Annotated in this window: 21 protein-coding genes and 1 tRNA gene; 18 read left to right on the top strand and 4 right to left on the bottom strand. The window is 60.0% G+C overall.

The features are described from left to right. The first annotated feature begins 8 nt into the window (after positions 1-8). The 5 genes from glpE to HX812_RS00210 all read left to right on the top strand — a co-directional run bounded on the left by glpE (position 9) and on the right by HX812_RS00210 (position 6,786). Positions 9-338 carry a thiosulfate sulfurtransferase GlpE gene (glpE, locus tag HX812_RS00190; RefSeq protein WP_033898114.1) on the top strand — a complete coding sequence of 110 codons (330 nt, stop codon included), beginning with the start codon at positions 9-11 and terminating at the stop codon, positions 336-338. Positions 339-623: 285 nt separating this feature from the next. Further along, positions 624-2,546, top strand: coding sequence for a PrkA family serine protein kinase (locus HX812_RS00195; protein ID WP_038843013.1), 1,923 nt, complete (start codon positions 624-626; stop codon positions 2,544-2,546). A gap of 113 nt (positions 2,547-2,659) precedes the next feature. Next, entirely contained in the window at positions 2,660-3,931 is a 1,272-nt protein-coding gene (locus tag HX812_RS00200) for a YeaH/YhbH family protein (protein ID WP_016977872.1), read from the top strand. Then, on the top strand, positions 3,928-5,493 hold the full coding sequence (locus HX812_RS00205) for a SpoVR family protein (RefSeq protein ID WP_033898111.1): 1,566 nt from the start codon (positions 3,928-3,930) through the stop codon (positions 5,491-5,493). Before HX812_RS00200 ends, HX812_RS00205 begins: the two co-directional genes overlap by 4 nt. A gap of 63 nt (positions 5,494-5,556) precedes the next feature. After that, positions 5,557-6,786, top strand: a complete 1,230-nt coding sequence (locus HX812_RS00210; protein ID WP_177128186.1) for a multifunctional CCA addition/repair protein — start codon at positions 5,557-5,559, stop codon at positions 6,784-6,786. On the opposite strand, the gene folK is transcribed toward HX812_RS00210, so the two are convergent. Both folK and folB read right to left on the bottom strand, forming a co-directional pair. Further along, complete coding sequence (folK, locus tag HX812_RS00215; RefSeq protein ID WP_038843020.1) at positions 6,781-7,299, bottom strand: 2-amino-4-hydroxy-6-hydroxymethyldihydropteridine diphosphokinase; 519 nt, start codon at positions 7,297-7,299, stop codon at positions 6,781-6,783. The genes HX812_RS00210 and folK overlap by 6 nt on opposite strands. Further along, positions 7,290-7,643, bottom strand: coding sequence for a dihydroneopterin aldolase (gene folB, locus HX812_RS00220; protein ID WP_015886183.1), 354 nt, complete (start codon positions 7,641-7,643; stop codon positions 7,290-7,292). The genes folK and folB overlap by 10 nt, the downstream gene beginning before the upstream one ends. A gap of 74 nt (positions 7,644-7,717) precedes the next feature. On the opposite strand from folB, the gene plsY reads away from it, so the two are divergent. Continuing rightward, entirely contained in the window at positions 7,718-8,287 is a 570-nt protein-coding gene (gene plsY, locus HX812_RS00225) for a glycerol-3-phosphate 1-O-acyltransferase PlsY (RefSeq protein WP_038843023.1), read from the top strand. Positions 8,288-8,320: 33 nt separating this feature from the next. Here plsY and tsaD read toward each other — a convergent pair whose 3' ends face one another. After that, complete coding sequence (gene tsaD / locus HX812_RS00230) at positions 8,321-9,346, bottom strand: tRNA (adenosine(37)-N6)-threonylcarbamoyltransferase complex transferase subunit TsaD (RefSeq protein ID WP_017739515.1); 1,026 nt, start codon at positions 9,344-9,346, stop codon at positions 8,321-8,323. Positions 9,347-9,548: 202 nt separating this feature from the next. Between tsaD and rpsU the strand changes: the two genes are divergently transcribed. The 5 genes from rpsU to HX812_RS00255 all read left to right on the top strand — a co-directional run bounded on the left by rpsU (position 9,549) and on the right by HX812_RS00255 (position 18,058). Beyond that, the gene (gene rpsU, locus HX812_RS00235; protein WP_002551877.1) at positions 9,549-9,764 is read left to right on the top strand and encodes a 30S ribosomal protein S21; all 216 of its coding nucleotides are present in this window, start codon (positions 9,549-9,551) and stop codon (positions 9,762-9,764) included. A 443-nt stretch (positions 9,765-10,207) separates the two neighbouring features. Next, positions 10,208-12,181 carry a DNA primase gene (gene dnaG / locus HX812_RS00240; RefSeq protein ID WP_038843026.1) on the top strand — a complete coding sequence of 658 codons (1,974 nt, stop codon included), beginning with the start codon at positions 10,208-10,210 and terminating at the stop codon, positions 12,179-12,181. 67 nt (positions 12,182-12,248) lie between these two features. Further along, positions 12,249-14,099, top strand: a complete 1,851-nt coding sequence (gene rpoD / locus HX812_RS00245; RefSeq protein ID WP_038843028.1) for an RNA polymerase sigma factor RpoD — start codon at positions 12,249-12,251, stop codon at positions 14,097-14,099. A gap of 122 nt (positions 14,100-14,221) precedes the next feature. Continuing rightward, positions 14,222-17,965: a bifunctional diguanylate cyclase/phosphodiesterase gene (locus HX812_RS00250; RefSeq protein ID WP_038843031.1), complete on the top strand. Its 3,744-nt coding sequence runs from the start codon at positions 14,222-14,224 to the stop codon at positions 17,963-17,965. 16 nt (positions 17,966-17,981) lie between these two features. Next, a tRNA-Ile gene (locus HX812_RS00255) sits at positions 17,982-18,058 on the top strand. A 44-nt stretch (positions 18,059-18,102) separates the two neighbouring features. Here the strand turns inward: HX812_RS00255 and HX812_RS00260 are convergent. Next, entirely contained in the window at positions 18,103-18,528 is a 426-nt protein-coding gene (locus tag HX812_RS00260; protein ID WP_033898104.1) for a VOC family protein, read from the bottom strand. 112 nt (positions 18,529-18,640) lie between these two features. Between HX812_RS00260 and HX812_RS00265 the strand changes: the two genes are divergently transcribed. The 7 genes from HX812_RS00265 to pqqB all read left to right on the top strand — a co-directional run bounded on the left by HX812_RS00265 (position 18,641) and on the right by pqqB (position 26,240). Continuing rightward, complete coding sequence (locus tag HX812_RS00265) at positions 18,641-19,510, top strand: LysR family transcriptional regulator (protein WP_038843034.1); 870 nt, start codon at positions 18,641-18,643, stop codon at positions 19,508-19,510. Positions 19,511-19,547: 37 nt separating this feature from the next. Further along, on the top strand, positions 19,548-19,994 hold the full coding sequence (locus tag HX812_RS00270) for an Lrp/AsnC family transcriptional regulator (protein ID WP_038843036.1): 447 nt from the start codon (positions 19,548-19,550) through the stop codon (positions 19,992-19,994). 146 nt (positions 19,995-20,140) lie between these two features. Then, positions 20,141-21,832 carry an NAD(P)/FAD-dependent oxidoreductase gene (locus HX812_RS00275; protein WP_038843039.1) on the top strand — a complete coding sequence of 564 codons (1,692 nt, stop codon included), beginning with the start codon at positions 20,141-20,143 and terminating at the stop codon, positions 21,830-21,832. A 10-nt stretch (positions 21,833-21,842) separates the two neighbouring features. Continuing rightward, positions 21,843-22,637: a carbon-nitrogen hydrolase family protein gene (locus HX812_RS00280; protein WP_038843041.1), complete on the top strand. Its 795-nt coding sequence runs from the start codon at positions 21,843-21,845 to the stop codon at positions 22,635-22,637. A gap of 48 nt (positions 22,638-22,685) precedes the next feature. After that, positions 22,686-25,028: a pyrroloquinoline quinone biosynthesis protein PqqF gene (gene pqqF, locus HX812_RS00285; RefSeq protein ID WP_038843044.1), complete on the top strand. Its 2,343-nt coding sequence runs from the start codon at positions 22,686-22,688 to the stop codon at positions 25,026-25,028. A gap of 159 nt (positions 25,029-25,187) precedes the next feature. Further along, on the top strand, positions 25,188-25,262 hold the full coding sequence (pqqA, locus tag HX812_RS00290) for a pyrroloquinoline quinone precursor peptide PqqA (RefSeq protein WP_003194766.1): 75 nt from the start codon (positions 25,188-25,190) through the stop codon (positions 25,260-25,262). A 66-nt stretch (positions 25,263-25,328) separates the two neighbouring features. Beyond that, entirely contained in the window at positions 25,329-26,240 is a 912-nt protein-coding gene (gene pqqB / locus HX812_RS00295; RefSeq protein ID WP_038843046.1) for a pyrroloquinoline quinone biosynthesis protein PqqB, read from the top strand. Positions 26,241-26,243: the final 3 nt, after the last annotated feature.

The following is a 26,243-nucleotide window of genomic DNA, read 5'->3' on the forward strand; positions in this document are numbered from 1 at the left end:
AGCCCGCCATGAGCGAATTCAAACGTATCCCTCCCGAACAAGCCCAGGCCCTGCGCGAGCAAGGCGCGGTGGTGGTCGATATCCGTGACCAACCGACCTATGCGGCCGCCCACATCACCGGTGCCCAGCACCTGGACAACGTCAACATTGCGGATTTCATCCGTGCCGCCGACCTCGACGCACCGGTGATCGTGGCCTGTTACCACGGCAATTCCAGCCAGAGCGCAGCAGCCTACCTGATCAGCCAGGGCTTCTCCGACGTCTATAGCCTGGACGGCGGCTTTGAACTGTGGCGTACGACTTATCCTGCGGAAATTTCTTCAGGCAATTCGCAATAATTTTTTTCACACCCCGCTACCCCGCGTGACGCTTGGGCTCGCGCCGTTTCTGACGAACGGCGCAGCCAAACTAATTGCGCATCGCGCCTTGACCTCTCCGATTCCGAACTATCCTTAAGCGCAGGCCATCCGAATCAGGGGAGAGCCGGTACACCGGCGTGCGGGTCATCGGTAGCGTTTCAGGGTGTTCTGGGGGGAAAACGGCCATTGGCGTCTGCCAATGTCTGCCAGCATCGACTGATTGATCCGGCGTCGGCTCCACGTATCGAGCGAGGTGACGACGTCATGAGTATTTTCAGCCACTTCCAACAACGCTTCGCATCCACACAGCAGGAAGAACTCACGCTGCAAGAGTATCTCGAGCTGTGCAAACAGGATCGCAGCACCTACGCGTCTGCCGCCGAACGCCTGCTGCTGGCAATTGGCGAGCCGGAGCTGATAGACACCTCGAACAATTCGCGCCTGTCGCGAATATTTTCCAACAAGGTGATCCGCCGCTATCCGGCCTTTGAAGACTTCCACGGGATGGAAGAATGCATCGACCAGATCGTCTCCTACTTCCGCCATGCTGCCCAAGGCCTGGAAGAGAAGAAGCAGATCCTCTACCTGCTCGGCCCCGTCGGCGGCGGTAAATCGTCCCTGGCCGAGAAGCTCAAACAATTGATCGAGAAGGTGCCCTTCTACGCCATCAAGGGCTCACCGGTCTTCGAGTCGCCCCTGGGCCTGTTCAACGCCACCGAAGATGGCGCGATCCTCGAAGAAGACTTCGGTATTCCACGCCGCTATCTCAACACCATCATGTCGCCCTGGGCTACCAAGCGCCTGGCCGAGTTCGGCGGTGACATCAGCCAGTTCCGCGTGGTCAAGCTCTACCCGTCCATCCTCAACCAGATCGGCGTGGCCAAGACCGAACCAGGCGACGAGAACAACCAGGACATCTCGGCGCTGGTGGGCAAGGTCGATATCCGCAAGCTCGAAGAATACCCGCAGAACGACGCCGACGCCTACAGCTACTCGGGCGCGCTGTGCCGGGCCAACCAGGGCCTGATGGAGTTCGTGGAGATGTTCAAGGCACCGATCAAGGTGCTGCACCCACTGCTCACCGCGACCCAGGAAGGCAACTACAACAGCACCGAAGGCCTGGGCGCGATTCCGTTCACCGGGATCCTGCTGGCGCACTCCAACGAATCGGAGTGGCACACCTTCCGCAACAACAAGAACAACGAAGCCTTCATCGACCGGATCTACATCGTCAAGGTGCCGTACTGCCTGCGGGTCAGCGATGAAATCAAGATCTACGACAAACTGCTGTTCAACAGTTCGCTGGCCAAGGCCCATTGCGCACCCGACACCCTGAAGATGCTTGCCCAGTTCACCGTGCTGTCACGCCTCAAGGAACCGGAGAACTCGAACATCTATTCGAAGATGCGCGTGTACGACGGCGAAAACCTCAAGGACACCGATCCCAAGGCCAAATCGATCCAGGAGTATCGCGACACCGCCGGCGTGGATGAGGGCATGAACGGCCTGTCGACGCGGTTCGCGTTCAAGATCCTGTCCAAGGTCTTCAACTTCGACCCCCACGAAATTGCCGCCAACCCGGTGCACCTGCTCTACGTGCTGGAACAGCAGATAGAACAGGAGCAGTTCCAGGCAGAAACTCGCGAACGCTACCTGCGCTTCCTCAAGGAATACCTGGCGCCACGCTATATCGAGTTTATCGGCAAGGAAATCCAGACCGCGTATCTGGAGTCCTACAGCGAATACGGCCAGAACATCTTCGACCGCTATGTGCTGTACGCCGACTTCTGGATCCAGGACCAGGAATACCGCGACCCGGAAACCGGCGAGATCCTCAACCGCGTAGCCCTCAACGAGGAACTCGAAAAAATCGAGAAACCGGCCGGCATCAGCAATCCGAAGGATTTCCGCAACGAAATCGTCAACTTCGTGCTGCGCGCCCGCGCCAACAACAACGGCAAGAACCCCACCTGGCTCAGCTACGAGAAACTGCGGGTGGTCATCGAGAAGAAAATGTTCTCCAACACCGAGGATCTGCTGCCGGTCATCAGCTTCAACGCCAAGGCCAGCAAGGAGGATCAGCAAAAACACAACGACTTCGTCACACGCATGGTTGAGCGCGGCTACACCGACAAACAGGTACGGCTGCTCTCCGAGTGGTATCTGCGGGTTCGCAAATCGCAGTAAGGCAGCGACAGGCGTTAACTGCCAGGCCACTGGCCTGGCAGCTGACCGCTTGTCTCTAAGCTTCCAGCTCGCGGCTTGAAGCTTGTAACGTGAAGCTGCCCGGAGGGCTCCCCATGAGCTATGTGATCGACCGACGCCTCAATGGCAAGAACAAGAGCACGGTAAACCGCCAGCGTTTCCTGCGGCGTTACCGTGACCACATCAAAAAGGCCGTTGAAGAGGCCGTCAGCCGCCGCTCCATTACTGACATGGAGCATGGCGAACAAATCAGCATTCCCGGACGGGACATCGACGAACCGGTGCTGCACCACGGCCGGGGCGGCAAACAGACCGTGGTTCATCCCGGCAACAAGGAATTCACCACCGGCGAGCATATCCAGCGCCCCCAAGGCGGTGGCGGCGGTAAAGGACCGGGCAAGGCGGGCAATTCCGGCGAAGGCATGGATGAGTTCGTGTTCCAGATCACCCAGGAAGAATTCCTCGAATTCATGTTCGAAGACCTGGAACTGCCCAACCTGGTCAAACGCAACCTGACCGGCACCGACACCTTCAAGACAGTGCGCGCCGGGATCAGCAACGAGGGCAACCCGTCCCGCATCAATATCATCCGCACCCTGCGCTCGGCCCATGCCCGACGTATCGCCCTATCGGGCAGCAGCCGCGCCAAGCTGAAGGAAGCCAAGGAAGAGCTGGCGCGCCTGAAGCGTGAAGAACCGGACAACTTCGGCGACATTCAGGAAATCGAGGCAGAAATCGAGAAACTCAGCGCGCGCATTCACCGCGTGCCGTTCCTCGACACCTTCGACTTGAAGTACAACTTGCTGGTCAAACAACCCAACCCCAGCTCCAAGGCGGTGATGTTCTGCCTGATGGACGTATCCGGCTCCATGACCCAAGCCACCAAGGACATCGCCAAGCGTTTCTTCATCCTGTTGTACCTGTTCTTGAAGCGCAACTACGACAAGATCGACGTCGTGTTTATTCGCCATCACACCAGCGCCCGGGAAGTCGACGAAGAGGAATTCTTCTATTCACGGGAAACCGGCGGCACTATCGTTTCCAGCGCCTTGAAGCTGATGCAGGAAATCATGGCCGAGCGCTACCCGGCCAACGAATGGAACATCTACGCCGCCCAGGCCTCGGACGGCGACAACTGGAACGATGACTCCCCGATCTGCCGCGACATCCTGATCAACCAGATCATGCCGTTCGTGCAGTACTACACTTACGTTGAAATCACCCCCCGTGAGCATCAGGCCCTGTGGTTCGAATACGAGCGCATCGGCGAAGCCTTTGCCGACACGTTCGCCCAGCAGCAACTGGTCTCGGCCGGCGATATCTACCCGGTCTTCCGTGAACTCTTCCAGCGCAGGTTAGTGACATGACCGCCAAAAAAGAGCAAAGACGCCAACCGATCTCCACGGGTTCCGAGTGGACCTTTGAGCTGATCCAGGCCTATGACCGGGAAATCAGCCGCATTGCGGCGGGTTATGCCCTGGACACCTACCCCAACCAGATCGAGGTGATCACCGCCGAACAGATGATGGATGCATACGCCTCGGTTGGCATGCCGCTGGGTTATCACCATTGGTCCTACGGCAAACACTTTCTCAGCACCGAGAAGTCCTACACCCGCGGTCAGATGGGCCTGGCCTACGAGATCGTGATCAACTCCGACCCGTGCATCGCCTACCTGATGGAAGAGAACACCATCTGCATGCAGGCACTGGTGGTGGCGCATGCCTGCTATGGGCATAACAGCTTCTTCAAGGGTAACTACCTGTTCCGCACCTGGACCGACGCCAGTTCGATCATCGATTACCTGGTGTTCGCCAAGCAGTACATCATGCAGTGCGAGGAGCGCCACGGCATCGATGCGGTGGAGGACCTGCTCGATTCCTGCCATGCGCTGATGAACTACGGCGTCGACCGCTACAAACGCCCGTATCCGATCTCCGCCGAGGAAGAACGCCTGCGCCAGAAGGAGCGCGAGGAGCACCTGCAGAAACAGATCAACGACCTGTGGCGCACCATTCCGAAAAAAGCCGGAAAGAACAGCGACAAAGACAATGCGCGCTTCCCCGCCGAACCGCAGGAGAACATCCTCTATTTCCTGGAAAAACACGCGCCGCTGTTGGAACCCTGGCAGCGTGAAATCGTGCGTATCGTGCGCAAGATCGCCCAGTACTTCTATCCACAGCGCCAGACCCAGGTGATGAACGAAGGCTGGGCCACGTTCTGGCACTACACGCTGATGAACGACCTGTACGACGAAGGCCTGGTCACCGACGGCTTCATGATGGAGTTCCTCACCTCCCACACCAGCGTGGTATTCCAGCCCGGCTTCGACAGCCCTTACTACAACGGCATCAACCCCTATGCCCTGGGCTTTGCCATGTACCGCGATATCCGGCGCATGTGTGAACACCCCACCGAGGAGGACCGCCGCTGGTTCCCGGAAATCGCCGGCAGCGATTGGCTGTCCACCATCAAGTTCGCCATGAGCAGCTTCAAGGATGAGAGTTTTATCCTGCAGTACCTGTCGCCGCAGGTCATTCGGGACCTGAAACTGTTCAGCATCCTGGATGACGACCTCAAGGATGACCTGGTGGTACCGGCAATCCACGACGAACCCGGCTACCGCACCATCCGCGAAACCCTGGCGGCCCAGTACAACCTGGGTAACCGCGAGCCCAACGTGCAGATCTACAGCATCGATGTGCGCGGCGACCGCTCGCTGACCTTGCGTCACCAACAGCACGACCGCAAACCCCTGGGCGAATCCACCGAGGAAGTGCTCAAGCACCTGCACCGGTTGTGGGGCTTCGATATTCATTTGGAAACCCTGCAGGGCGACCAGGTGATGAAAACTCACCACGTGCCACCGCGTACCGATCACAACGACAACGACTACGGCCGCCTGGACCTGGCCGTCGTTCACCTCTGAAACAGCAAAGCCTCCATTGGCCAGGCGCAGGCGGTATCCTGTGCCGCTAATGGAGGCTTTTTCATGAAAATCTACAAAGTCGGCGGTGCGGTACGGGATCGTCTCTTGGATATCCCTGTTACCGATATCGACCGCGTCGTGGTGGGCGCGACGGCCGAAGAGATGCTCGCCAAGGGCTACAAGCCGGTGGGTTCTGACTTTCCAGTGTTCCTCGACCCAAAAAACGGTGACGAGTACGCCCTCGCCCGCACTGAGCGCAAAAGTGGCCGGGGCTATGGCGGCTTTGTGTTTCACGCCAGCCCCGAGGTGACGCTGGAAGAAGACCTGATCCGCCGTGACCTGACGATCAACGCCATGGCGGAAGATGATGACGGCAACTTGACCGATCCTTATCAGGGTCAGCGTGATCTCGAAGAGCGCGTTTTACGCCATGTTTCTCCGGCGTTCGCCGAAGATCCACTGCGCGTGTTGCGCGTTGCACGCTTCGCCGCACGCTACGCATCACTGGGTTTTACCGTTGCCCCAGAAACACTCGAACTGATGCGCCAGCTCAGCGAATCCGGCGAACTGGAGGCGCTGACGCCTGAGCGCAGCTGGAAAGAAATCTCCCGTGCGCTGATGGAAGACCAACCCCACGTGTTCATCCAGGTACTGCGCGACTGCGATGCGCTGAAAACCTTGATGCCAGAAGTGAACGCGCTGTTCGGCGTCCCACAACCCGAAGCCCATCACCCTGAAATCGACACCGGCATTCACACCTTGAGCGTGCTGGAACAGGCTGCCTTGCACCAACAGCCCCTGACCGTACGCTGGGCCTGCTTGCTGCACGACTTGGGCAAAGGCACGACACCTGTGGATAAGTTGCCGCAGCACATCGCCCATGAGCAGCGGGGATTGAAGCTGATCAAGGCCGTCAATGAGCGCTTCAAGGTGCCAAGGGATTGCCAGGAATTGGCGTTATTGGTGGGCCAGTACCACACCCATGGTCATCGTGCGTTGGAGCTAAAAGCCTCGACTTTGCTGGAGTTGCTGCAAAGTTTCGACGTTTACCGTCGGCCGCAGCGCTTTGAGGAATTCATCGTCGCTTGCGAGATGGACGCCCGAGGCCGCAAGGGCCTGGAGCAACGAAGTTATCCACAAGCGGATTATTTACGCGGAGCGGCGAAGGCAACCCGCGAGGTTGCCGTTGCGCCATTGCTGGAGAAAGGCTTCAAAGGCCCGGAATTGGGCGAGGCGCTGAAGCGCGAGCGGCTCAGGGCCCTGAAGACCTACAAGGAACAGCACGCCCTATAGAAGTGTGTCTGATGTCAGCTGCTGGCCCTGCCATTCAAACCCGACAGGCGCCAGCACCTGGTCAATCTGCGCATCGCGCCATAGCTCGGCCAGGGTCTTGCCCACCTCAGGATGCACACGCTCCGGCGCCATCAACGACAGCGGCCACAGCACAAACGCGTTCTTCAGGATTTCCGCACGCGGCAGGATCAACCCATCGAAATTGCCCACCAGATCGCCATACAACAGCACATCGATATCCAGCGGCAGACCCTTGCGATCCGGCGCGTAACGGCCATTGTCGGCCTCGATGAATTTCAACCGACGGTCCAGCTCCATCAACGGCAGGTCGGTGTAGGCCGACACCACCAGATTGAAGAACGGACCGCTCTTGATGCCCACCGGCTGGCTTTCGAACACCGCCGAACAACGCAGATCGGTCAAGAAACTCGCCAACGCATCCAGGCCAGCGCGCAGATGAGACTCGCGCTCGATATTGCTGCCTAGGCCGAGGTAAACCTGAGTTAGCGGCATCCGCGCTCGATCTCCACGCCCACACCCTTGGCAGCCGGCACGGCGCCTGGCTTGGTCAGCTTGAGGTGCAACCAGGGAATCTGGAATTCACTCATCAATACTTCGGCCAGGCGTTCGGCAAAGGTTTCCACCAACTGGTACTGGGATTGCTCGGCAAAGGCCTGGATACGCGCGGACACACTGGCGTAATCCAGCGCCAACGTCAGGTCATCCCCGGCGGCGGCCGGGCGGTTATCCCAGGCGAAACTCAGGTCCAGGCGCAGGCATTGGCGGATTCCACGCTCCCAGTCGTAGGCCCCGATGACGGTGTCGACTTCCAGGCCTTCGATAAACACTCTGTCCAAGCACTCTTCTCCGCAGCACGACAAGGGCGCGATGCCCCGTTAGAATCAGGGCGTCCTCGCCCGGAATAGTTAGCATGTTTTGGTCACTGGCGATTTTCGCCTACCTGCTCGGCTCGCTGTCCTTCGCCATTTTGCTCAGCCGCCTGACGGGAAATCCCGACCCGCGAATGAGTGGCTCAGGCAATGCCGGCGCCACCAATATGTTGCGCCTGGCCGGCAAGAAACTCGCCGTACTGACGCTGCTGGGCGACCTGTGCAAGGGCTTGTTGCCCGTGCTGATCGCCAGCCTCGCCGGCCTGCCCCTGCAACAGCAGGCCTGGATCGGCGTATGCGCGGTCCTCGGCCACCTGTTTCCCCTGTACTTCCGCTTTCGCGGTGGCAAAGGCGTCGCCACGGCAGCCGGTATGTTGCTGGGGATCTACCCGCCGGCGGCCTTGCTGGCCGTACTCGCCTGGCTGCTGACGTTCTACCTGACCCGCACCAGCTCGCTCGCCGCGCTGATCGCCACCCCGCTCACCCTGCCACTACTGGCCTGGCAAGAACCGGCGGCACTGCTGCCGATGAGCGTGCTGACACTGCTGATCGTCTGGCGCCACCGGGGCAATTTACGCGACCTGTTTGCCGGGCGCGAACGGCATTTTTAAATACCGTCGACGAGCCCAGCCCACCTTGTGGCCTTACAACGGCGACAACTGCTCCATCGGCCAGCGCGCCTGCACGCTGATCGCCAGGCTTTCGTGCTGCCCAGCCTGCAAACGCTGGCAACCGGCATAGGCGATCATCGCGCCGTTGTCGGTGCAGAACTCCGGGCGCGCATAGAACACGTCGCCCTTCATGTCGCCGAGCATTTTTTCCAGCGACGTGCGCAAGGCCTTGTTGGCGCTGACGCCGCCTGCGATCACCAGGCGCTTCATGCCCGCCTGTTTCAGGGCGCGCTTGCACTTGATGGTCAAAGTCTCCACCACGGCCTGCTGGAACGCCAGCGCGATGTCGCAACGGGCTTGCTCGCTGTCGTCTCCGGCGCTGACGCTGTGCTGCCAAGTGTTCAGCGCGGAGGTTTTTAAACCACTGAAGCTGAACATCAGGCCAGGGCGATCACACATCGGGCGCGGGAAGGTGTAACGGCCCGCCACGCCTTTTTCGGCGAGACGCGCGATTTCCGGGCCACCGGGGTAATTGAGGCCCATCATCTTCGCGGTCTTGTCGAAAGCTTCACCGGCAGCGTCGTCCAGGGATTCACCCAAAAGGGTGTATTGGCCGATTCCGTCCACCTGAACCAACTGCGTATGGCCGCCCGACACCAACAATGCGACGAACGGGAACTCTGGCGGTGTTTTTTCCAGCATCGGCGCCAATAAATGGCCTTCCATATGGTGCACGCCGAGGGCCGGAATGCCCCAGGCAAACGCCAGCGCCTGGGCGCAAGAGGCCCCAACCAGCAGGGCTCCGACCAATCCGGGGCCTGCGGTGTAGGCGATTGCATCGATCTCGGTCGGCACGCAGCCGGCTTCATCCAGCACCTGGCGGATCAGGGGCAGCATGCGTTTGACGTGATCACGGCTGGCCAGCTCCGGCACCACGCCACCATAAGCACGGTGCAGGTCGATCTGACTGAACAACGCATCGGCCAAGAGCCCGCGTTCACTGTCGTAAAGTGCGACACCGGTTTCGTCGCAGGAGGTTTCAAGTCCCAGTACTAGCATGGGTTTGCGCCTTGTAGAGGCTGAATTCGAAGGCGCGCATAATAGTCGTCACTCCCCCTCCCGACTAGCGGTTTTCGATCAGAGGCTTTGCATTCCGGGCAATGAGGGGTTAACATCCGCAACCCTTAAAAACCGACGACCTCAGCCGCGAATTTTTTGCGACGAGAACGTTGATCCCGGTAATGAAAGAAGGTAGCTCTGGATGCCAGCCGTCAAAGTTAAAGAGAACGAACCCTTCGACGTAGCTCTGCGTCGTTTCAAGCGCTCCTGCGAAAAAGCCGGTGTACTGGCTGAAGTTCGTAGCCGCGAATTTTACGAGAAGCCAACTTCTGAGCGTAAGCGTAAAGCAGCAGCCGCTGTTAAGCGTCACGCCAAGAAAGTTCAGCGCGAACAGCGCCGCGCCGTTCGTCTGTACTAATACACAGACGTTCGTAGCAAGCTTCTGCCAAGCCCGGCCCTCAGCCGGGCTAATGGCATTTGCGGATATCGCTTGATGCTTCACTGTTGACGCCGCAGACGCGACCGAGACAACTGCTTCACACGTCAGGACTGGCTCTTTTGCCAGCGGTGCACGTCTTCTGACGAGCCTATCAAGGCTACTGACGAGCACACTTATTCTTCAAACAGGCGATCAACTGTATCGACTGTGCCCGACGATGAGCTTCCGAGGCCGCCATTGGCCAAGACCGGATGCCGGGGCAACATTTCCATGCCAAAAACCTGATTGAAACTAACGTCAGTGAATGAACGGCAGATACACTTCCTGAATGCCCAAGCAGACAACTGATGATCGAGCCGCGCAACGCGTGCGCTTGAGCAATCATTGGGCCCTCATTGACACGCAGTGATGACGAGAACGCCATGGCCGGGCTGATTCCCCAGAGCTTTATTGACGACCTTCTGAACCGCACCGACATCGTCGATGTTGTCAGCTCGCGCGTACAACTGAAAAAAGCCGGCAAGAACTACACCGCCTGCTGCCCGTTCCATAAAGAGAAAACCCCATCGTTCAGCGTCAGCCCGGACAAGCAGTTCTATTACTGCTTCGGCTGCGGCGCAGGTGGCAACGCCCTGGGTTTTCTCATGGACCACGACAACCTGGACTTCCCCCAGGCGATCGAGGACCTGGCAAAAGCGGCGGGCATGGAAGTCCCTCGCGAAGAAAGTGGCCGCGCACACAAGCCGCGCCAACCCACCGACTCGCCGCTGTACCCGCTGCTGACGGCCGCTGCCGACTTTTACCGTCAGGCGCTTAAAAGCCATCCGCAGCGCAAGGCCGCCGTCGACTATTTGAAAGGTCGCGGCCTTACCGGGGAAATCGCCCGCGACTTCGGCCTGGGGTTCGCCCCGCCCGGCTGGGACAACCTGTACAAGCACCTGAGCAGCGACACCCTCCAGCAAAAGGCCATGATCGACGCCGGCCTACTGGTGGAAAACGCCGAAACCGGCAAACGCTACGACCGCTTCCGCGACCGCGTGATGTTCCCGATCCGCGACAGCCGGGGCCGCATCATCGCCTTTGGTGGCCGTGTGCTGGGGGACGACAAGCCCAAGTACTTGAACTCCCCGGAAACCCCGGTATTCCACAAGGGCCAGGAGCTCTACGGCCTGTTCGAGGCGCGCAAGAACAACCGCAATCTCGATGAAATCATCGTGGTTGAAGGCTATATGGACGTGATCGCGCTCGCCCAACAGGGCTTGCGCAATGCCGTCGCCACACTCGGCACCGCGACCAGCGAAGAACACATGAAGCGCCTGTTTCGCGTAGTGCCCAGCGTATTGTTCTGCTTCGACGGTGACCAGGCGGGCCGCAACGCCGCCTGGCGCGCGCTGGAGGCAACACTTTCCAGCCTGCAAGATGGACGTCGCGCGCGCTTCCTGTTCCTGCCCGAAGGCGAAGACCCGGACACCCTGGTTCGCTCTGAAGGTACCGATGCATTCCGCGCACGCATCAATCAACACGCTCAACCGCTGGCAGACTACTTCTTCCAGCAACTGACCGAGGAAGCCGACCCGCGCTCCCTGGAAGGCAAGGCCCATATGGCCACCCTTGCGGCGCCGCTGATCGACAAAGTCCCCGGCGCCAACCTGAAATCGTTGATGCGCATGCGCTTGCAGGAAATCACCGGGCTAAGCGGCGAAGCCGTCAGCCAGCTGGTGCACAACGCGCCGCATGATGCGCCGCCGCCGGCCTACGACCCAGGCATGGATTACGACGCCATGCCTGACTATTCAGACTTCCACCAACCGCAGGAGGCCTACGCGCCCCAGCAGGAGTGGACACCGAAAAAGTCTGGCAACGACGGCAAGAAATGGGAAAAGAAACCCTGGAGCAAGAACGGCAAGCGCGGTGATCGCGACGAGGCTTACGCTCCACGAACGCCGGTTGCTGTAGAGGCGCCAACGCTCATTGCCCTGCGCACGCTCATCCACCACCCGCAATTGGCGGAAAAAGTCGAGAGCGCCGATCACTTTGCCAACGCAAGTAACACTTATGCCCAGGTACTGATCGCCTTGATCGAGGCGGTACAGAAAAATCCTAAGCTAAACTCCATTCAGTTGATGGCGCGCTGGCATGGCACCGAACAAGGCCGGTTATTGAAAGCACTCGCAGAAAAGGAGTGGCTAATTGACGGCGATAACCTTGAACAACAGTTTTTAGACACCATTACTAGGTTATCCGCGGGTCAGCACACGCAGACCCTCGACGAACTCATCAAGAGAGCAAGGCAGCCTGGATTATCGGCTGAAGAGCAAATTCAGATAGCAAAACAGATGCGCGACCTCTTAAAACAGAATGTTTCCGCATCAAACCCGACCTCAGCTGGCGTGTGAGGTCATAGCTCGGGTATAATCCTCGGCTTGTTTTTTGCCCGCCAAGACCTTCAGTGGATAGGGTGTTATGTCCGGAAAAGCGCAACAGCAGTCTCGTATCAAAGAGTTGATCGTTCTCGGTCGTGAGCAGGGTTACCTGACTTACGCGGAGGTCAACGACCACCTGCCTGAGGATATTTCAGATCCAGAGCAGGTGGAAGACATCATCCGCATGATTAACGACATGGGGATCAACGTATTCGAAGCTGCGCCAGATAAGGATTCCCTTATGCTGGCGGACGCCGATACCGACGAGGCTGCCGCTGAAGAAGCGGCTGCCGCGCTGGCTGCTGTGGAGACCGATATCGGTCGTACCACCGACCCTGTGCGCATGTATATGCGTGAAATGGGTACCGTCGAGCTGCTGACACGCGAAGGCGAAATCGAAATCGCCAAGCGTATCGAAGAGGGCATCCGTGAAGTGATGGGCGCAATCGCGCACTTCCCTGGCACGGTTGACCATATTCTCTCCGAGTACACCCGCGTCACCACCGAAGGTGGTCGCCTGTCCGACGTACTGAGTGGCTACATTGACCCGGACGACGGCATTGCGCCGCCGGCCGCCGAAGTGCCGCCGCCAGTCGATGCCAAGGCTGCGAAAGCGGACGACGACTCCGAAGACGACGACGCTGAAGCCAGCGGCGACGACGAAGATGAAGTTGAAAGCGGTCCAGACCCGATCATCGCTGCCCAGCGTTTCGGTGCCGTTTCCGATCAAATGGAAATCACCCGCAAGGCCCTGAAAAAGCATGGTCGCGCCAACAAGCTGGCAATCGCCGAGCTGCTGGCCCTGGCTGAGCTGTTCATGCCGATCAAGCTGGTACCGAAGCAATTCGAAGGCCTGGTTGAGCGTGTTCGCAGTGCCTTGGAACGTCTGCGTGCACAAGAGCGCGCCATTATGCAGCTCTGTGTCCGTGATGCACGCATGCCGCGTGCCGACTTCCTGCGCCAGTTCCCGAGCAACGAAGTAGACGAAAGCTGGACCGACGCACTGGCCAAGGGCAAGGCGAAATACGCCGAAGCCATTGGTCGCCTGCAGCCGGACATCATTCGTTGCCAGCAGAAGCTGCAAGCATTGGAGACCGAAACCGGTCTGACGATTGCCGAGATCAAGGACATCAACCGTCGCATGTCGATCGGTGAGGCCAAGGCCCGCCGCGCGAAGAAAGAGATGGTTGAAGCGAACTTGCGTCTGGTGATCTCCATCGCCAAGAAGTACACCAACCGTGGCCTGCAATTCCTCGACCTGATCCAGGAAGGCAACATCGGCTTGATGAAGGCTGTGGACAAGTTCGAATACCGTCGCGGCTACAAGTTCTCGACTTATGCCACCTGGTGGATCCGTCAGGCGATCACTCGCTCGATCGCCGACCAGGCCCGCACCATCCGTATTCCGGTGCACATGATCGAGACGATCAACAAGCTCAACCGTATTTCCCGGCAGATGTTGCAGGAAATGGGTCGTGAACCGACCCCGGAAGAGCTGGGCGAACGCATGGAAATGCCTGAGGATAAGATCCGCAAGGTATTGAAGATCGCTAAAGAGCCGATCTCCATGGAAACCCCGATTGGTGATGACGAAGACTCCCATTTGGGTGACTTCATCGAAGACTCGACCATGCAGTCGCCAATCGATGTCGCCACCGTTGAGAGCTTGAAAGAAGCGACTCGCGACGTACTGTCCGGCCTCACTGCCCGTGAAGCCAAGGTACTGCGCATGCGTTTCGGCATCGACATGAATACCGACCACACCCTTGAGGAAGTCGGTAAGCAGTTTGACGTGACCCGCGAGCGGATCCGTCAGATCGAAGCCAAGGCGCTGCGCAAGTTGCGCCACCCGACGCGAAGCGAGCATCTGCGCTCCTTCCTCGACGAGTGATAACAGAACCCCCGGCCCAGGCCGGGGGTTTTGTTTTGTATCGATAAAATCCTACGCCCCCCCTCCTCCCCCGCAATGCCCGTCTACACTCGAAACATTCCCCGTGCCATAACGAGACCGTTATGCCCAGATTGCCGACTGTGTTGCTGCTGTCGCTGCTGACCTGGACCGCAACGGCTGGCGCGTTGACTCTTAGTGATGATGAGCGTGGCTGGCTGGCGGACCATCAGGAGTTGCGCCTCGGGGTGGATGCGTCATGGCCACCCTTTGAATACCGTGACGAGAATGGCCGCTACCAAGGCTTGGCAGCGGATTATGTGCGCCTGATCCAGGACCGCCTTGGCGTGCGCGTCAAATTGATCGAGCCGGCGAACTGGAGTGCGGTACTGGAACAGGCCCGTAACAATCAGCTCGATCTGCTGCCAGGCATCATGTCCACGCCGGAGCGCCAGGGCTATATGGCGTTCACCCGGCCTTACCTGGACTTTCCCATCGTCATCCTGGCCCATGAGGGCGGCGCCAAACCACGTACCCTGAAGGACCTCTACGGCTTGAAGATTGCCGTGGTGGAAAACTACGCCCCCCATGAGCTGCTGCGCACCCATCACCCGGATCTCAACCTGGTGGCCATGCCGAATGTCAGCTCGACGCTGCAAGCCCTGGCGACCGATGAAGTGGATGCGGTGGTCGGCGACCTGGCTTCCAGCGTCTGGAGCCTGCGCCAACTCAAGCTCGACGGCTTGTACGTCAGCGGCGAAACACCCTACCGCTACCAATTGGCGATGGGCGTACCGCGTGACAACAAAATGCTGGTGGGCATTCTGGACAAGGTACTCGCCGACCTCAGCCCACAAGAAACCGACGCCATCCAGCAACATTGGGTCGGCAGCTTTACCGATCACCGCACCTTCTGGACCGACCTGCTGACCTACGGCCTGCCCGCAGTGCTCATGCTGAGTACCGTATTGGCCGTGGTGATTCGGATCAATCGCCGGCTCAGTTCGGAAATTTCCCGCCGTGTTGCCCTCGAACAGGAACTGCGCAGCAGCGAGTACCACTATCGCGGCCTGGTGGAGAGCCTGTCCGCCATTGCCTGGGAAGCCAGTATCACCGACTTCACCTACAGCTATGTGTCGCCCCACGCTGAAGATTTGCTCGGTTACCCGCGTGCGCACTGGCTGATCCCAGGCTTCTGGCGCAACATCATTCACCCCGCCGATCTGATCCGCACCGAAGCCTACTGCTATCGCGAAACCCGCGCTAACCGCGACCATAGCATTGATTACCGGGTGATCACCGCTGACGGCCGTTGCTTGTGGGTACGCGACATTGTCAGCCTGATCGAACATGGTCATGAGCCGGTTCTGCGCGGCTTGATGATCGATATCAGTGAGGCCAAGCGCACCGAGGAAGCCTTGCAGCTGTCCGAGCAAAAATTCGCCTCGGTGTTCCAGCAGTGCCCGGACATGCTAGTGATCGCGCGACTGTCTGATGGCTGCCTACTGGAAGTGAACAAGGCGTTTGAAGACCAGATTGGCCTGACGGCCGAACAGGTCGTCGGTAAAACCGCTACCGAGCTGAATATCTGGGGCATTCAGGGCGTTGGTCCCGACCTGCTGCAGCGGGTGCAGACCACCAGCATCCGCAACCTGGAAATGCCCTTTCTGCGCAGCAACGGTCAGGCCTTCACCGGGCTGATTTCCGCCGAGCCGTTCCAACTCGACACCACAGAGGCCATCGTGGTGGTGGTGCGTGACATCACCCAACTCAAGGAAACCCAGCAACAACTGCAAACCTCCGAGGAGAAATTCGCCAAGGCCTTCCACGCTTCCCCCGACGGCTTGTTGCTGAGCCGACAACGCGATGGCCTGCTGATTGAAGTGAACGATGGTTTCAGCCGGATCACCGGCTTCACCAGCGCCACCTCCCTCGACCAATCGACCTTGGACCTTGGCATTTGGGTCGACCTCAACGAACGCAAGCACATGCTGGAAATGATGCAACGCGATGGCTTTGTGCGTGACTTCATCTGCCATATCCGCCGCAGCGATGGGCAGATCCGCCTGTGCGAACTGTCCAGCCGCCCGTTGCCGATCGGCGACGAAGACTGCATGCTGACCATTGCCCGCGATATCACCGAGCGCCAGCTGATGCAGGAAAAACTGCAACAGGCCGCCACGGTGTTCGAGAGCACCGCTGAAGGTGTGTTGATCACTGACACCCGGCAGAACATCAGCGCCGTCAACCGTGCCTTCACCGAGATCACTGGCTACAGCGAGGCCGAAGCCCTCGGCCACACCCCGCGCCTGCTGGCATCCGGCCTGCATGACAGCGCCTTTTACGCCGCCATGTGGCACCAGTTGACTGCCCAGGGCCACTGGCAGGGCGAGATTTCCAACCGTCGCAAGAACGGCGAAGTGTACCCAAGCTGGTTGACGATCAGTGCCGTGCGCAATCGCGACCAGTTGATCACGCACTTCGTCGCAGTGTTTGCCGACATCTCCAGCCTCAAACTCGCCCAGGCCCGCCTCGACTACCAGGCGCACCACGACCCGCTGACCGGCCTGCCTAACCGCACGCTGTTCGAAAGCCGGCTGCAAGCGGCCCTCAACGGCCATCAGGAAACCGGTAAACAGGGCGCCGTGCTGTTTCTCGACCTGGACCGCTTCAAACACATCAACGACAGCCTCGGCCATCCGATCGGCGACCTGCTGCTCAAAGACATCGCCGTACGCCTCAAGGAACAACTGCGCGACATCGACACCGTCGCCCGCCTGGGCGGCGACGAATTCATCATCCTGCTCCCCGGCTTGCAGCACGCCAGCGACGCCCAGTACCTGGCGAATAAACTGCTGGCCTGCTTCACACCGCCGTTCCAGGCGGGTGAGCACGAGTTTTTTATCAGCGCCAGCATCGGCACCAGCCTGTACCCCGAGGACGGCACCGACGTTGCCACGCTGGTCAAGAACGCTGACGCGGCGATGTACCGCTCCAAGGCCAAAGGGCGCAACCGGGTCGAAAGCTACACCCGAGACCTCACCGCCCAGGCCAACGAACGCGTGGCACTCGAACACGAACTGCGCCGCGCCATCGAGCGCGATGAGTTGAGCCTCTACTACCAGCCCAAACTAAGCCTGACGACCCACGAACTGATCGGCGCCGAAGCCTTGATCCGCTGGCGCCACCCCACCTTTGGCGACGTCCCCCCCGAACACTTCATCGCCCTGGCCGAAGAAAACGGCATGATCCTGCAAATTGGCGACTGGGTACTGGAACAAGCCTGCCGGCAAATGCACGCCTGGCAAGGCCACTTCGACGATTTCGGCCCACTGTCGGTCAACCTCGCTGGCGCGCAGTTGCGCCACCCCGGCTTACTGAGCCGTATCGAACAGTTGCTGCATGACTACCAACTCGCCCCCGGCCGTCTGCAATTGGAAATCACCGAAAATTTCATCATGAGCCAGGCTGAAGAGGCGCTGGAGGTGTTGCACCAACTCAAAGACCTTGGCGTACAGCTGGCCATTGATGACTTTGGCACCGGCTATTCATCCCTCAGCTACCTCAAGCGCCTGCCCCTGGACTTCCTCAAGATCGACCAGTCCTTCGTCCGCGGCCTGCCCGACGACCCCCACGACGCCGCCATCGTGCGCGCCATCATCGCCCTGGGCCACAGCATGCAATTCACCATCATCGCCGAAGGCGTGGAGAACCCCGCACAGCAAGCCTTCCTGGCGGCCGAAGGCTGCGAACAGATGCAAGGCTACATCGTCAGCCTGCCGCTACCGCCGGAGCTTTTTGCTGCTACGTTTCTTCGTATGCGCATTGAGGATTATTCGGATGGCACAGCGGGGAAACCATCGTTATAATCCGCGACCTGTTACAGGGCCTATAGCTCAGTTGGTCAGAGCAGAGGACTCATAATCCTTTGGTCCACGGTTCAAGTCCGTGTGGGCCCACCAATTCGAAAGCCGCGCATTGCGCGGCTTTTGTGTGTCTGGCAGCCTCACTTCGCAAACAACTGCCCAATATCCCTGAATGCCTTGAACTCCAGCGCATTCCCGCACGGATCAAACAGAAACAGCGTTGCCTGTTCCCCCACCTGCCCCTTGAACCGAATATGCGGTTCCAGCACGAACCGGGTTTGCCGCGCCTGCAAGCGCTCCGCCAAGGCATGCCAATCGTCCCAGCCCAGCACCACGCCAAAGTGCGGCACAGGCACATCGTGGCCGTCTACGGCATTGGTGTGGGCGGCCTCCTGCGAGGCGGTTTTCGGGTGTTCGTGGATCACCAATTGGTGGCCGAAGAAGTTGAAGTCGACCCAATGGTCGCTGGAGCGGCCTTCTTCCAGGCCGAAGACGTCGCCGTAGAAGTGCCGCGCGGCGGCCAGATCGAATACCGGAATTGCCAGGTGAAAAGGCGCAAGTGTCATCAGGTCAAACCTCTATGGGCGTTAAGTGCATCGAGTTTAGCCTTGCTCCTGACGATGAAAAGACGATAGTTTTTGCGTCGAGCTCAAATTATTTCGATCAATCGAGAGGCCCATGCTGCGCGAACTGAAAACCTTTATTGCGGTAACCCGGCACGGTACGTTTGCGGCGGCGGGTATGCATATCGGGCTGACGCAGTCGGCGGTCAGTGCACAAATTCGTCAATTGGAGCAGGCCCTCGGCGTGCCATTGTTCGACCGCACCGGACGCCAGGCCACGCCGAATGCTGCCGGGCTACGCGCACTGCCGCTGGCCAAGGAGATTCTGGAAACCTTCAACCGCATGGCAGTGCCGGTAGACGCCAACGAGTACCGGGGTGAGTTGAAAGTCGGGGCCATCACTACCGCGCAAACCGGTGTGCTGCCCCAGGCGCTGGTGCGTTTGCGCCAGGCGGCGCCGGCGGTGGAGTGCAAGCTGATACCGGGGGTGTCCCTGGAGCTGTTGAGCCAGGTAGATGCAGGCGAATTGGACTCGGCCATCATCATCCGTCCGCCCTTCGACCTGCCCAAGGAGTTGCATGTGCAGGTGCTGCGCAAGGAGCCGTTTGTGCTGATCGTGCCTGACACGCTGGCGGGCGATAACCCTCTGCAACTGCTCGCGACGCAGCCTCACGTGCGTTATGACCGTGCCTCATTTGGTGGTCGGTTGGTCAGTCGATTCCTGCGTGAGCAGAAGCTCGATGTGCAGGTGTCGCTGGAGTTGGACGAGTTGGAGGCCATCGTCAAGATGGTCGAGTGCGGCTTGGGTGTATCGCTGATTCCTCAGGCCGGGTTGTGGCTGGAACGCTCGCCCAAGATACGAATTATCCCGCTGGGCAGCCTGACCTTTTACCGCGAAATCATCCTGCTCAGTCGCTATAACCAGCGCCAACTCCCCGTACCGCAACTGTTTGCCCGCTGCCTGCTCGCTGACGCCAGCCTGTAAGATGCCTGCTTATTGCCCCCGTTTCGGAGCCCTCACCTTGCCCGCCCTAGATGAAATCGATCGCCAACTGATCGCCGCCTTGCAGATCAACGCCCGCGAAAGCGTGGCCATGCTGGCCCGGCAGCTGGGCATCGCACGCACCACGGTGACCTCTCGCCTGGCGCGCCTGGAGAAAACCCAGGTGATCACCGGGTATGGCGTGCGCCTGAGCCAGCGGGTGGCGGACGGAGGTTTGCAAGCCTACGTGGGCATCACCGTGCAACCGCGCTCTGGCAAAGAGGTGTTGCGCCGGTTAAGCGCCATGGCCCAGGTGCAGCAGCTGTGCGCAGTGAGTGGCGAGTTCGATTACGTCGCCTGGCTGCGCACGGATTCGCCTGAGCAGTTGGACCAATTGCTCGACCAGATCGGCAGCGTGGACGGCGTGGAGAAAACCACGACTTCGATCATCCTCAGTAACAAATTGGATCGTGGACAGCCAGTTTGACCACGCAACTCGTCACTTTGACTCAAAACAGATCAATTCGACGACACATTGCGTCTTATTAACGTACGCAACGCTCACTAAACTGGCTGCCATCTTTTCCTATACTCAGCGGGTCGTGCCCCGCCGGGTATCCAGCAAGGTCAGCCATGAACACGTTCAACAAAAACAATCGCCACCCTGCAGACGGTAAAAAGCCCATCACCATCTTTGGCCCAGACTTTCCGTTTGCCTTTGATGACTGGATCGAACACCCGGCCGGCCTCGGCAGCATCCCCGCCGCCCACCACGGTGCCGAAGTGGCGGTCGTCGGCGCCGGGATCGCGGGCCTGGTGGCCGCCTACGAGCTGATGAAGCTTGGTCTCAAGCCGGTGGTGTACGAAGCCTCGAAAATGGGTGGCCGTCTGCGCTCCCAAGCCTTCGAAGGTGCCGAAGGCATCATCGCCGAGCTGGGCGGCATGCGCTTTCCGGTGTCGTCCACCGCGTTCTACCACTATGTCGATAAGCTGGGGCTGGAAACCAAACCTTTCCCCAACCCACTGACCCCGGCGTCCGGCAGTACGGTCATCGACCTTGAAGGCCAGACCCACTACGCGCAAAAACTCTCCGACTTGCCGGTGCTGTTCCAGGAAGTGGCGGACGCCTGGGCCGATGCCCTGGAAGCTGGCTCGCAGTTCGGCGATATCCAGCAGGCCATCCGCGACCGTGACGTGCCGCGCCTCAAGGAGCTATGGAACAAGCTGGTGCCACTGTGGGATGACCGCACCTTCTACGACTTCGTCGCGACCTCCAAGGCGTTCGCCAAGCTGTCATTCCTGCACCGCGAAGTCTTCGGCCAGGTCGGTTTTGGCACTGGCGGCTGGGACTCGGACTTCCCCAACTCCATGCTGGAAATCTTCCGTGTAGTGATGACCAACTGCGACGACCATCAACACCTGGTGGTCGGCGGTGTGGCCCAGGTGCCGATGGGCATCTGGCGCCATGTACCGGAGCGCTGCGCCCACTGGCCAGCCGGCACCAGCCTGAGTTCGCTACACCGGGGCGCGCCTCGGGCCGGGGTGAAACGTATCGCCCATGCCGCCGATGGCCGTTTCGCCGTCACCGACAACTATGGCGACACCCGCGAATACGCCGCGGTGCTGACCACCTGCCAAAGCTGGCTGCTGACCACCCAGATCGAATGCGACGAAACCCTGTTCTCGCAAAAGATGTGGATGGCCCTGGACCGCACGCGCTACATGCAGTCCTCGAAAACCTTCGTGATGGTCGACCGCCCGTTCTGGAAAGACAAAGACCCGAAAACCGGCCGCGACCTGATGAGCATGACCCTCACCGACCGCCTGACCCGTGGCACCTATCTGTTCGATAACGGCGACGATAAGCCGGGGGTGATCTGCCTGTCGTACTCGTGGATGAGCGACGCCCTGAAAATGCTGCCGCAGCCCATCGACAAGCGTGTAAAACTGGCCCTCGACGCCCTGAAAAAGATCTACCCGAACGTCGATATCAAGGCACGCATCATCGGTGACCCGATCACCGTGTCATGGGAAGCCGACCCGCATTTCCTCGGGGCCTTCAAAGGCGCACTGCCGGGCCACTATCGCTACAACCAGCGTATGTATGCGCACTTCATGCAGAAGGACATGCCCGCCGAACAACGTGGGATTTTTATCGCCGGTGATGATGTGTCGTGGACCCCAGCCTGGGTCGAGGGCGCGGTGCAGACCTCGCTGAACGCGGTGTGGGGCATCATGACCCACTTCGGTGGCAGCACTCACCCGGAAAACCCAGGACCGGGTGACGTATTCGATGAAATCGGGCCGATCGCCCTGGCCGACTAAGGAGTTGAACATGCGCGTCGCCCTGTACCAATGCCCACCGTTGCCGCTGGATGTGGCCGGCAACCTCAAGCGCCTGCACGCTTTGGCGCATGAGGCGTCCGGCGCCGATGTGCTGGTGCTGCCGGAGATGTTCCTCACCGGCTACAACATCGGCACCGAGGCGGTTGGCGCCTTGGCCGAGGCGCAGGATGGGCCGTCGGCACAGGCGATCGCCGAACTGGCCAAAAGTGTAGGGCTGGCGATTCTTTACGGTTACCCGGAGCGGGCCGAGGACGGCAAGATTTACAACGCTGTGCAGTTGATCGACGCCCACGGCCAGCGCTTGTGCAACTACCGCAAGACCCACCTGTTTGGCGACCTGGACCACTCGATGTTCAGTGCCGGCGGCGATGATTTCCCGCTGGTGGAACTCAACGGCTGGAAGCTGGGTTTCCTGATCTGCTATGACCTCGAGTTCCCGGAAAACACCCGACGACTGGCCCTCGCCGGTGCCGAACTGATCCTGGTGCCCACCGCCAATATGGTGCCGTTCGACTTTGTTGCCGACGTCACCGTGCGGGCGCGGGCCTTCGAGAACCAATGTTATGTGGCCTACGCCAACTATTGCGGGCACGAAGGCGAGATCCAGTACTGCGGGCAAAGCAGCATCGCCGCGCCGAATGGCCAGCGCATTGCCCAGGCGGGCCTGGATGAAGCCTTGATCGTCGGGGAACTGGATCGTCAGTCGATCCTGGAGGCCCGTGCCGCCAATCACTACTTGCAGGACCGTCGCCCCGAGTTATACGGCGCGCTGCACAAGCCCTGATTCAGCCGGTTTGTTAGCATAGGCACATCCCACGTTTCGGAAGTGCCCATGCCTGCGCCGGCCCCCCCTCATCACCTTCACCTGACCCTCGCCAATGGCTTGCGGGTTTCCTTGCAGCATGCGCCACGTCTGAAACGTTGCGCCGCCGTTTTGCGCGTAGCCGCAGGCAGCCATGACGTGCCGCTGGCGTGGCCAGGGTTGGCGCATTTCCTGGAGCATCTGCTGTTCTTGGGAACTGAGCGTTTTCCTACGAACGAAGGGTTGATGGCCTACGTGCAACGTCATGGGGGTCAGATCAATGCCAGCACCCGTGAGCGCACCACGGAATTTTTCTTTGAGCTGCCCGTTGCACTGTTTGTCGGTGGATTGGAGCGTTTGGCTGACATGCTGAGCCACCCGCGCCTGGCGCTGGAGGACCAGTTGCGTGAGCGCGAGGTGCTGCACGCCGAGTTTGTCGCCTGGTCCCGCGATGCCAAGGCGCAGCAGCAGGTCGCGTTGCTGGAAGGCCTGGCGGCGGATCATCCGCTGCGGGGTTTCCATGCAGGCAACCGCGACAGCCTGCCGGTGGAGCGTGAGGCATTTCAGCAGGCGTTGCAGGAATTCCACACGCAGTTCTATCAGAGCGGGCAGATGACCTTGAGCTTGGCGGGTCCGCAATCACTGGAAGCGTTGGAAGCCTTGGCACAGCTGTTCAGCGAGCAACTCACCTCAGGACCGCTACGCCCACAATCCGCTCCACCGGCATTGATGCAGGGCGATGCGTGGAGCTATCAGCGCATCACCCACCATCACCTGCACCACGTCATCGCCTGCAATGCGCCACGGGAAGCACTGGCGTTTCTCTGCACCTGGCTTAACGCCTCGGCACCCGGCGGATTGCTGGCTGAATTGAAGACGCGGCAACTGGCGGCTGCCCTGCAGGCGTCTGTGATTTATGACTTCGCCGGGCAGGCTGTGTTGGATATCGACTTCACCACCCCAGGCGAATCGGCTACGCAAATCGAGGCGTTGCTGCACGACTGGTTGAGCTTTTTCGCACACAGCGACTGGACTTCACTGCGGGAAGAGTTTGCGCTGCTGGCCGCGCGTCAACAGCAGGTCCAAGGCGCCCTGGCTTTGGCTCGAAACGACAGCAAAGGGCTGTCGGAACAGGACGTCGTCGCCCTCAAGGCCCTGCTTGATTCGCTGCACCTGCCGCCCTCCGAGCACTCATGGCAACTGCCACCGAACAACCCATTCCTGCGCCCACCGGTCAAGGAAGAACGCGCCGGCCTGATTCGCGGCCAGACCAGCGCTCACCGGGGCTTGCGCACCTTTGCGCAGGATCGCTCCCGTGGACGTAGGGAAGTGTCGGCGCTGGCATTCAGCCAGGCATTGGCAAACGACGGTGATGAAGGTGCGCTGTATCTGCAATGGCGCTCAGCGCCTTCCGGCCTGGAAAACGCTTTGCAGCCGTTGCACGAGCATGCCCGTCAGGCGGGCGTCGAATTATCGTTCGAAAGCCTGGGCCAAGACTGGCAGGTGAAAATGATTGGGCTGCAGGCGCCCATGTCGGCCGTGCTGGACGCGTTGGCGCAAAGCCTGAACGAACCGCAAGAGGCCCCACCCGCCTCACCGCCGATGATCGCCATCCGTGAATTGCTCAAGGCGCTCCCCGCGTGCTGCAACGGGCACAATCCCGAATCGGCATCCTGGTCCACTGCGCGCTGGCACGGCCTGGGACTGGGTTTCTCGGCAACGCTTGAAGCCGCGATCAAGACCGCAGCGGCCCGTCTGCCAGGGCAGCCTGCACACCTCGATCATGTTCTGCCCGCTCTCAGCGGCCAGCGTATCTGGCATGAGATTGAAACCAACGCTGACGAAGCCGCACTGCTGCTGTTTTGCCCAACGCCAAGTCAGTCCCTGGAGGATGAAGCCGCCTGGCGATTGCTTGGCCATTTGCTCCAAGGCCCGTTCTACCAGCGCCTGCGCGTCGAGCTGCAAATCGGCTACGCCGTGTTCAGCGGCATCCGACAGATCAATGGGCAGACCGGCCTGCTATTCGGCGTGCAATCCCCCAGCGTGTCGCTGGAAGGTATCGTTGATCACCTGCACGTATTCCTGAAACAACTGCCAGCCCTGATCGATAGCAGCGCCGACCTGGGCAACATGACTTTGGCACAGCAATTCTCAGCACAGGAGCTGCCCAGCGCCCAAGCCGCCGAATTGTTGTGGCACGCCCATCTGGCGGGCCACTCGTCGGGCTACCTGGCTGACCTTCAATCCCACATCCAAACCTATACCCGCGAAGCATTACAGCTCGCCGCCCAGCAATTGAACGACGCCGCAGGCGGCTGGCGCTGCGTGACCAACGGCCCGCGTATCTCGGCAACCTGGCAAGCGGCAGACTGATCATTGCCGCCCCTGCAAAAGGCTTTTTCCGCCAAGACAGCGCTAACTTGAAAAGAATTGCGTAACATTCCTACGCACACATCTGAACATCTCCGACTGGAGGTGGACTATATGTATTACTTGGTAGTAAACGTCCCATCCCTTCGTAGGAGTAAGAATATGACCTGGTCCAAACCTGCTTACACTGATCTGCGCATCGGTTTCGAAGTCACCATGTACTTCGCCAGCCGTTAATCCGCTGGGTAATACAACGCCTCGGTTCGCCCGGGGCGTTTTTGTTTTGAGCTTGATGGAGCTGCCATGTTTGTCCAGATTCTAGGTTCCGCCGCCGGCGGTGGGTTCCCGCAGTGGAACTGCAACTGCGTGAACTGCGCGGGTTTTCGTGATGGCAGCCTGCGGGCCCAGGCGCGTACCCAGTCGTCCATCGCGATCTCCGACGATGGTGTGAACTGGGTGCTGTGCAACGCCTCGCCGGATATCCGCGCGCAACTCCAGGGCTTTGCACCGATGCAACCCGGCCGCGCCCTGCGCGATACCGGCATCAGCGCAATCATCCTGATGGACAGCCAGATCGACCACACCACCGGCCTGTTGAGCCTGCGCGAAGGCTGCCCGCACCAAGTGTGGTGCACCGACATGGTCCATGAAGACCTGAGCACCGGCTTCCCGCTGTTCACCATGCTCACCCACTGGAACGGCGGCCTGGCCTGGAATCGCATTGAGCTGGACGCCAGCTTCACCATTCCGGCCTGCCCCAACCTGCGCTTCACCCCACTGCCCCTGCGCAGCGCCGCACCGCCCTACTCGCCGCACCGCTTCGACCCGCACCCCGGCGACAACATCGGCCTGATCGTCGAAGACCTGCGCACCGGCGGCAAGCTGTTCTACGCCCCGGGCCTGGGTAAAGTGGACGCGCCGCTGCTGGAAATCATGGCCAACAGCGACTGCCTGCTGGTGGACGGCACGATGTGGGACGACGACGAAATGCAGCGCCGTGGCGTCGGCACCCGCACCGGCCGCGAAATGGGCCACCTGGCGCAGAACGGCCCCGGCGGCATGCTGGAAGTGCTGGAGCAATTGCCCGAGCAGCGCAAAGTACTTATCCACATCAACAACACCAACCCGATCCTCGATGAAGACTCCGCCGAGCGAGCGGAACTGGTGCGACGCGATGTCGAAGTGGCTTACGACGGCATGAGCATTGAATTGTAGGAG

The organism is Pseudomonas sp. IPO3749, assembly GCF_013386605.1.
Classification (GTDB): Bacteria; Pseudomonadota; Gammaproteobacteria; order Pseudomonadales; family Pseudomonadaceae; genus Aquipseudomonas; species Aquipseudomonas azotoformans_A.

Coding starts and splice junctions, on each gene's coding strand:
- glpE (WP_033898114.1), top strand. CDS start 9: ATGAGCGAATTCAAACGTATCCCTCCCGAACAAGCCCAGGCCCTGCGC.
- HX812_RS00195 (WP_038843013.1), top strand. CDS start 624: ATGAGTATTTTCAGCCACTTCCAACAACGCTTCGCATCCACACAGCAG.
- HX812_RS00200 (WP_016977872.1), top strand. CDS start 2,660: ATGAGCTATGTGATCGACCGACGCCTCAATGGCAAGAACAAGAGCACG.
- HX812_RS00205 (WP_033898111.1), top strand. CDS start 3,928: ATGACCGCCAAAAAAGAGCAAAGACGCCAACCGATCTCCACGGGTTCC.
- HX812_RS00210 (WP_177128186.1), top strand. CDS start 5,557: ATGAAAATCTACAAAGTCGGCGGTGCGGTACGGGATCGTCTCTTGGAT.
- folK (WP_038843020.1), bottom strand. CDS start 7,299: ATGCCGCTAACTCAGGTTTACCTCGGCCTAGGCAGCAATATCGAGCGC.
- plsY (WP_038843023.1), top strand. CDS start 7,718: ATGTTTTGGTCACTGGCGATTTTCGCCTACCTGCTCGGCTCGCTGTCC.
- tsaD (WP_017739515.1), bottom strand. CDS start 9,346: ATGCTAGTACTGGGACTTGAAACCTCCTGCGACGAAACCGGTGTCGCA.
- rpsU (WP_002551877.1), top strand. CDS start 9,549: ATGCCAGCCGTCAAAGTTAAAGAGAACGAACCCTTCGACGTAGCTCTG.
- dnaG (WP_038843026.1), top strand. CDS start 10,208: ATGGCCGGGCTGATTCCCCAGAGCTTTATTGACGACCTTCTGAACCGC.
- rpoD (WP_038843028.1), top strand. CDS start 12,249: ATGTCCGGAAAAGCGCAACAGCAGTCTCGTATCAAAGAGTTGATCGTT.
- HX812_RS00250 (WP_038843031.1), top strand. CDS start 14,222: ATGCCCAGATTGCCGACTGTGTTGCTGCTGTCGCTGCTGACCTGGACC.
- HX812_RS00260 (WP_033898104.1), bottom strand. CDS start 18,528: ATGACACTTGCGCCTTTTCACCTGGCAATTCCGGTATTCGATCTGGCC.
- HX812_RS00265 (WP_038843034.1), top strand. CDS start 18,641: ATGCTGCGCGAACTGAAAACCTTTATTGCGGTAACCCGGCACGGTACG.
- HX812_RS00275 (WP_038843039.1), top strand. CDS start 20,141: ATGAACACGTTCAACAAAAACAATCGCCACCCTGCAGACGGTAAAAAG.
- HX812_RS00280 (WP_038843041.1), top strand. CDS start 21,843: ATGCGCGTCGCCCTGTACCAATGCCCACCGTTGCCGCTGGATGTGGCC.
- pqqF (WP_038843044.1), top strand. CDS start 22,686: ATGCCTGCGCCGGCCCCCCCTCATCACCTTCACCTGACCCTCGCCAAT.
- pqqB (WP_038843046.1), top strand. CDS start 25,329: ATGTTTGTCCAGATTCTAGGTTCCGCCGCCGGCGGTGGGTTCCCGCAG.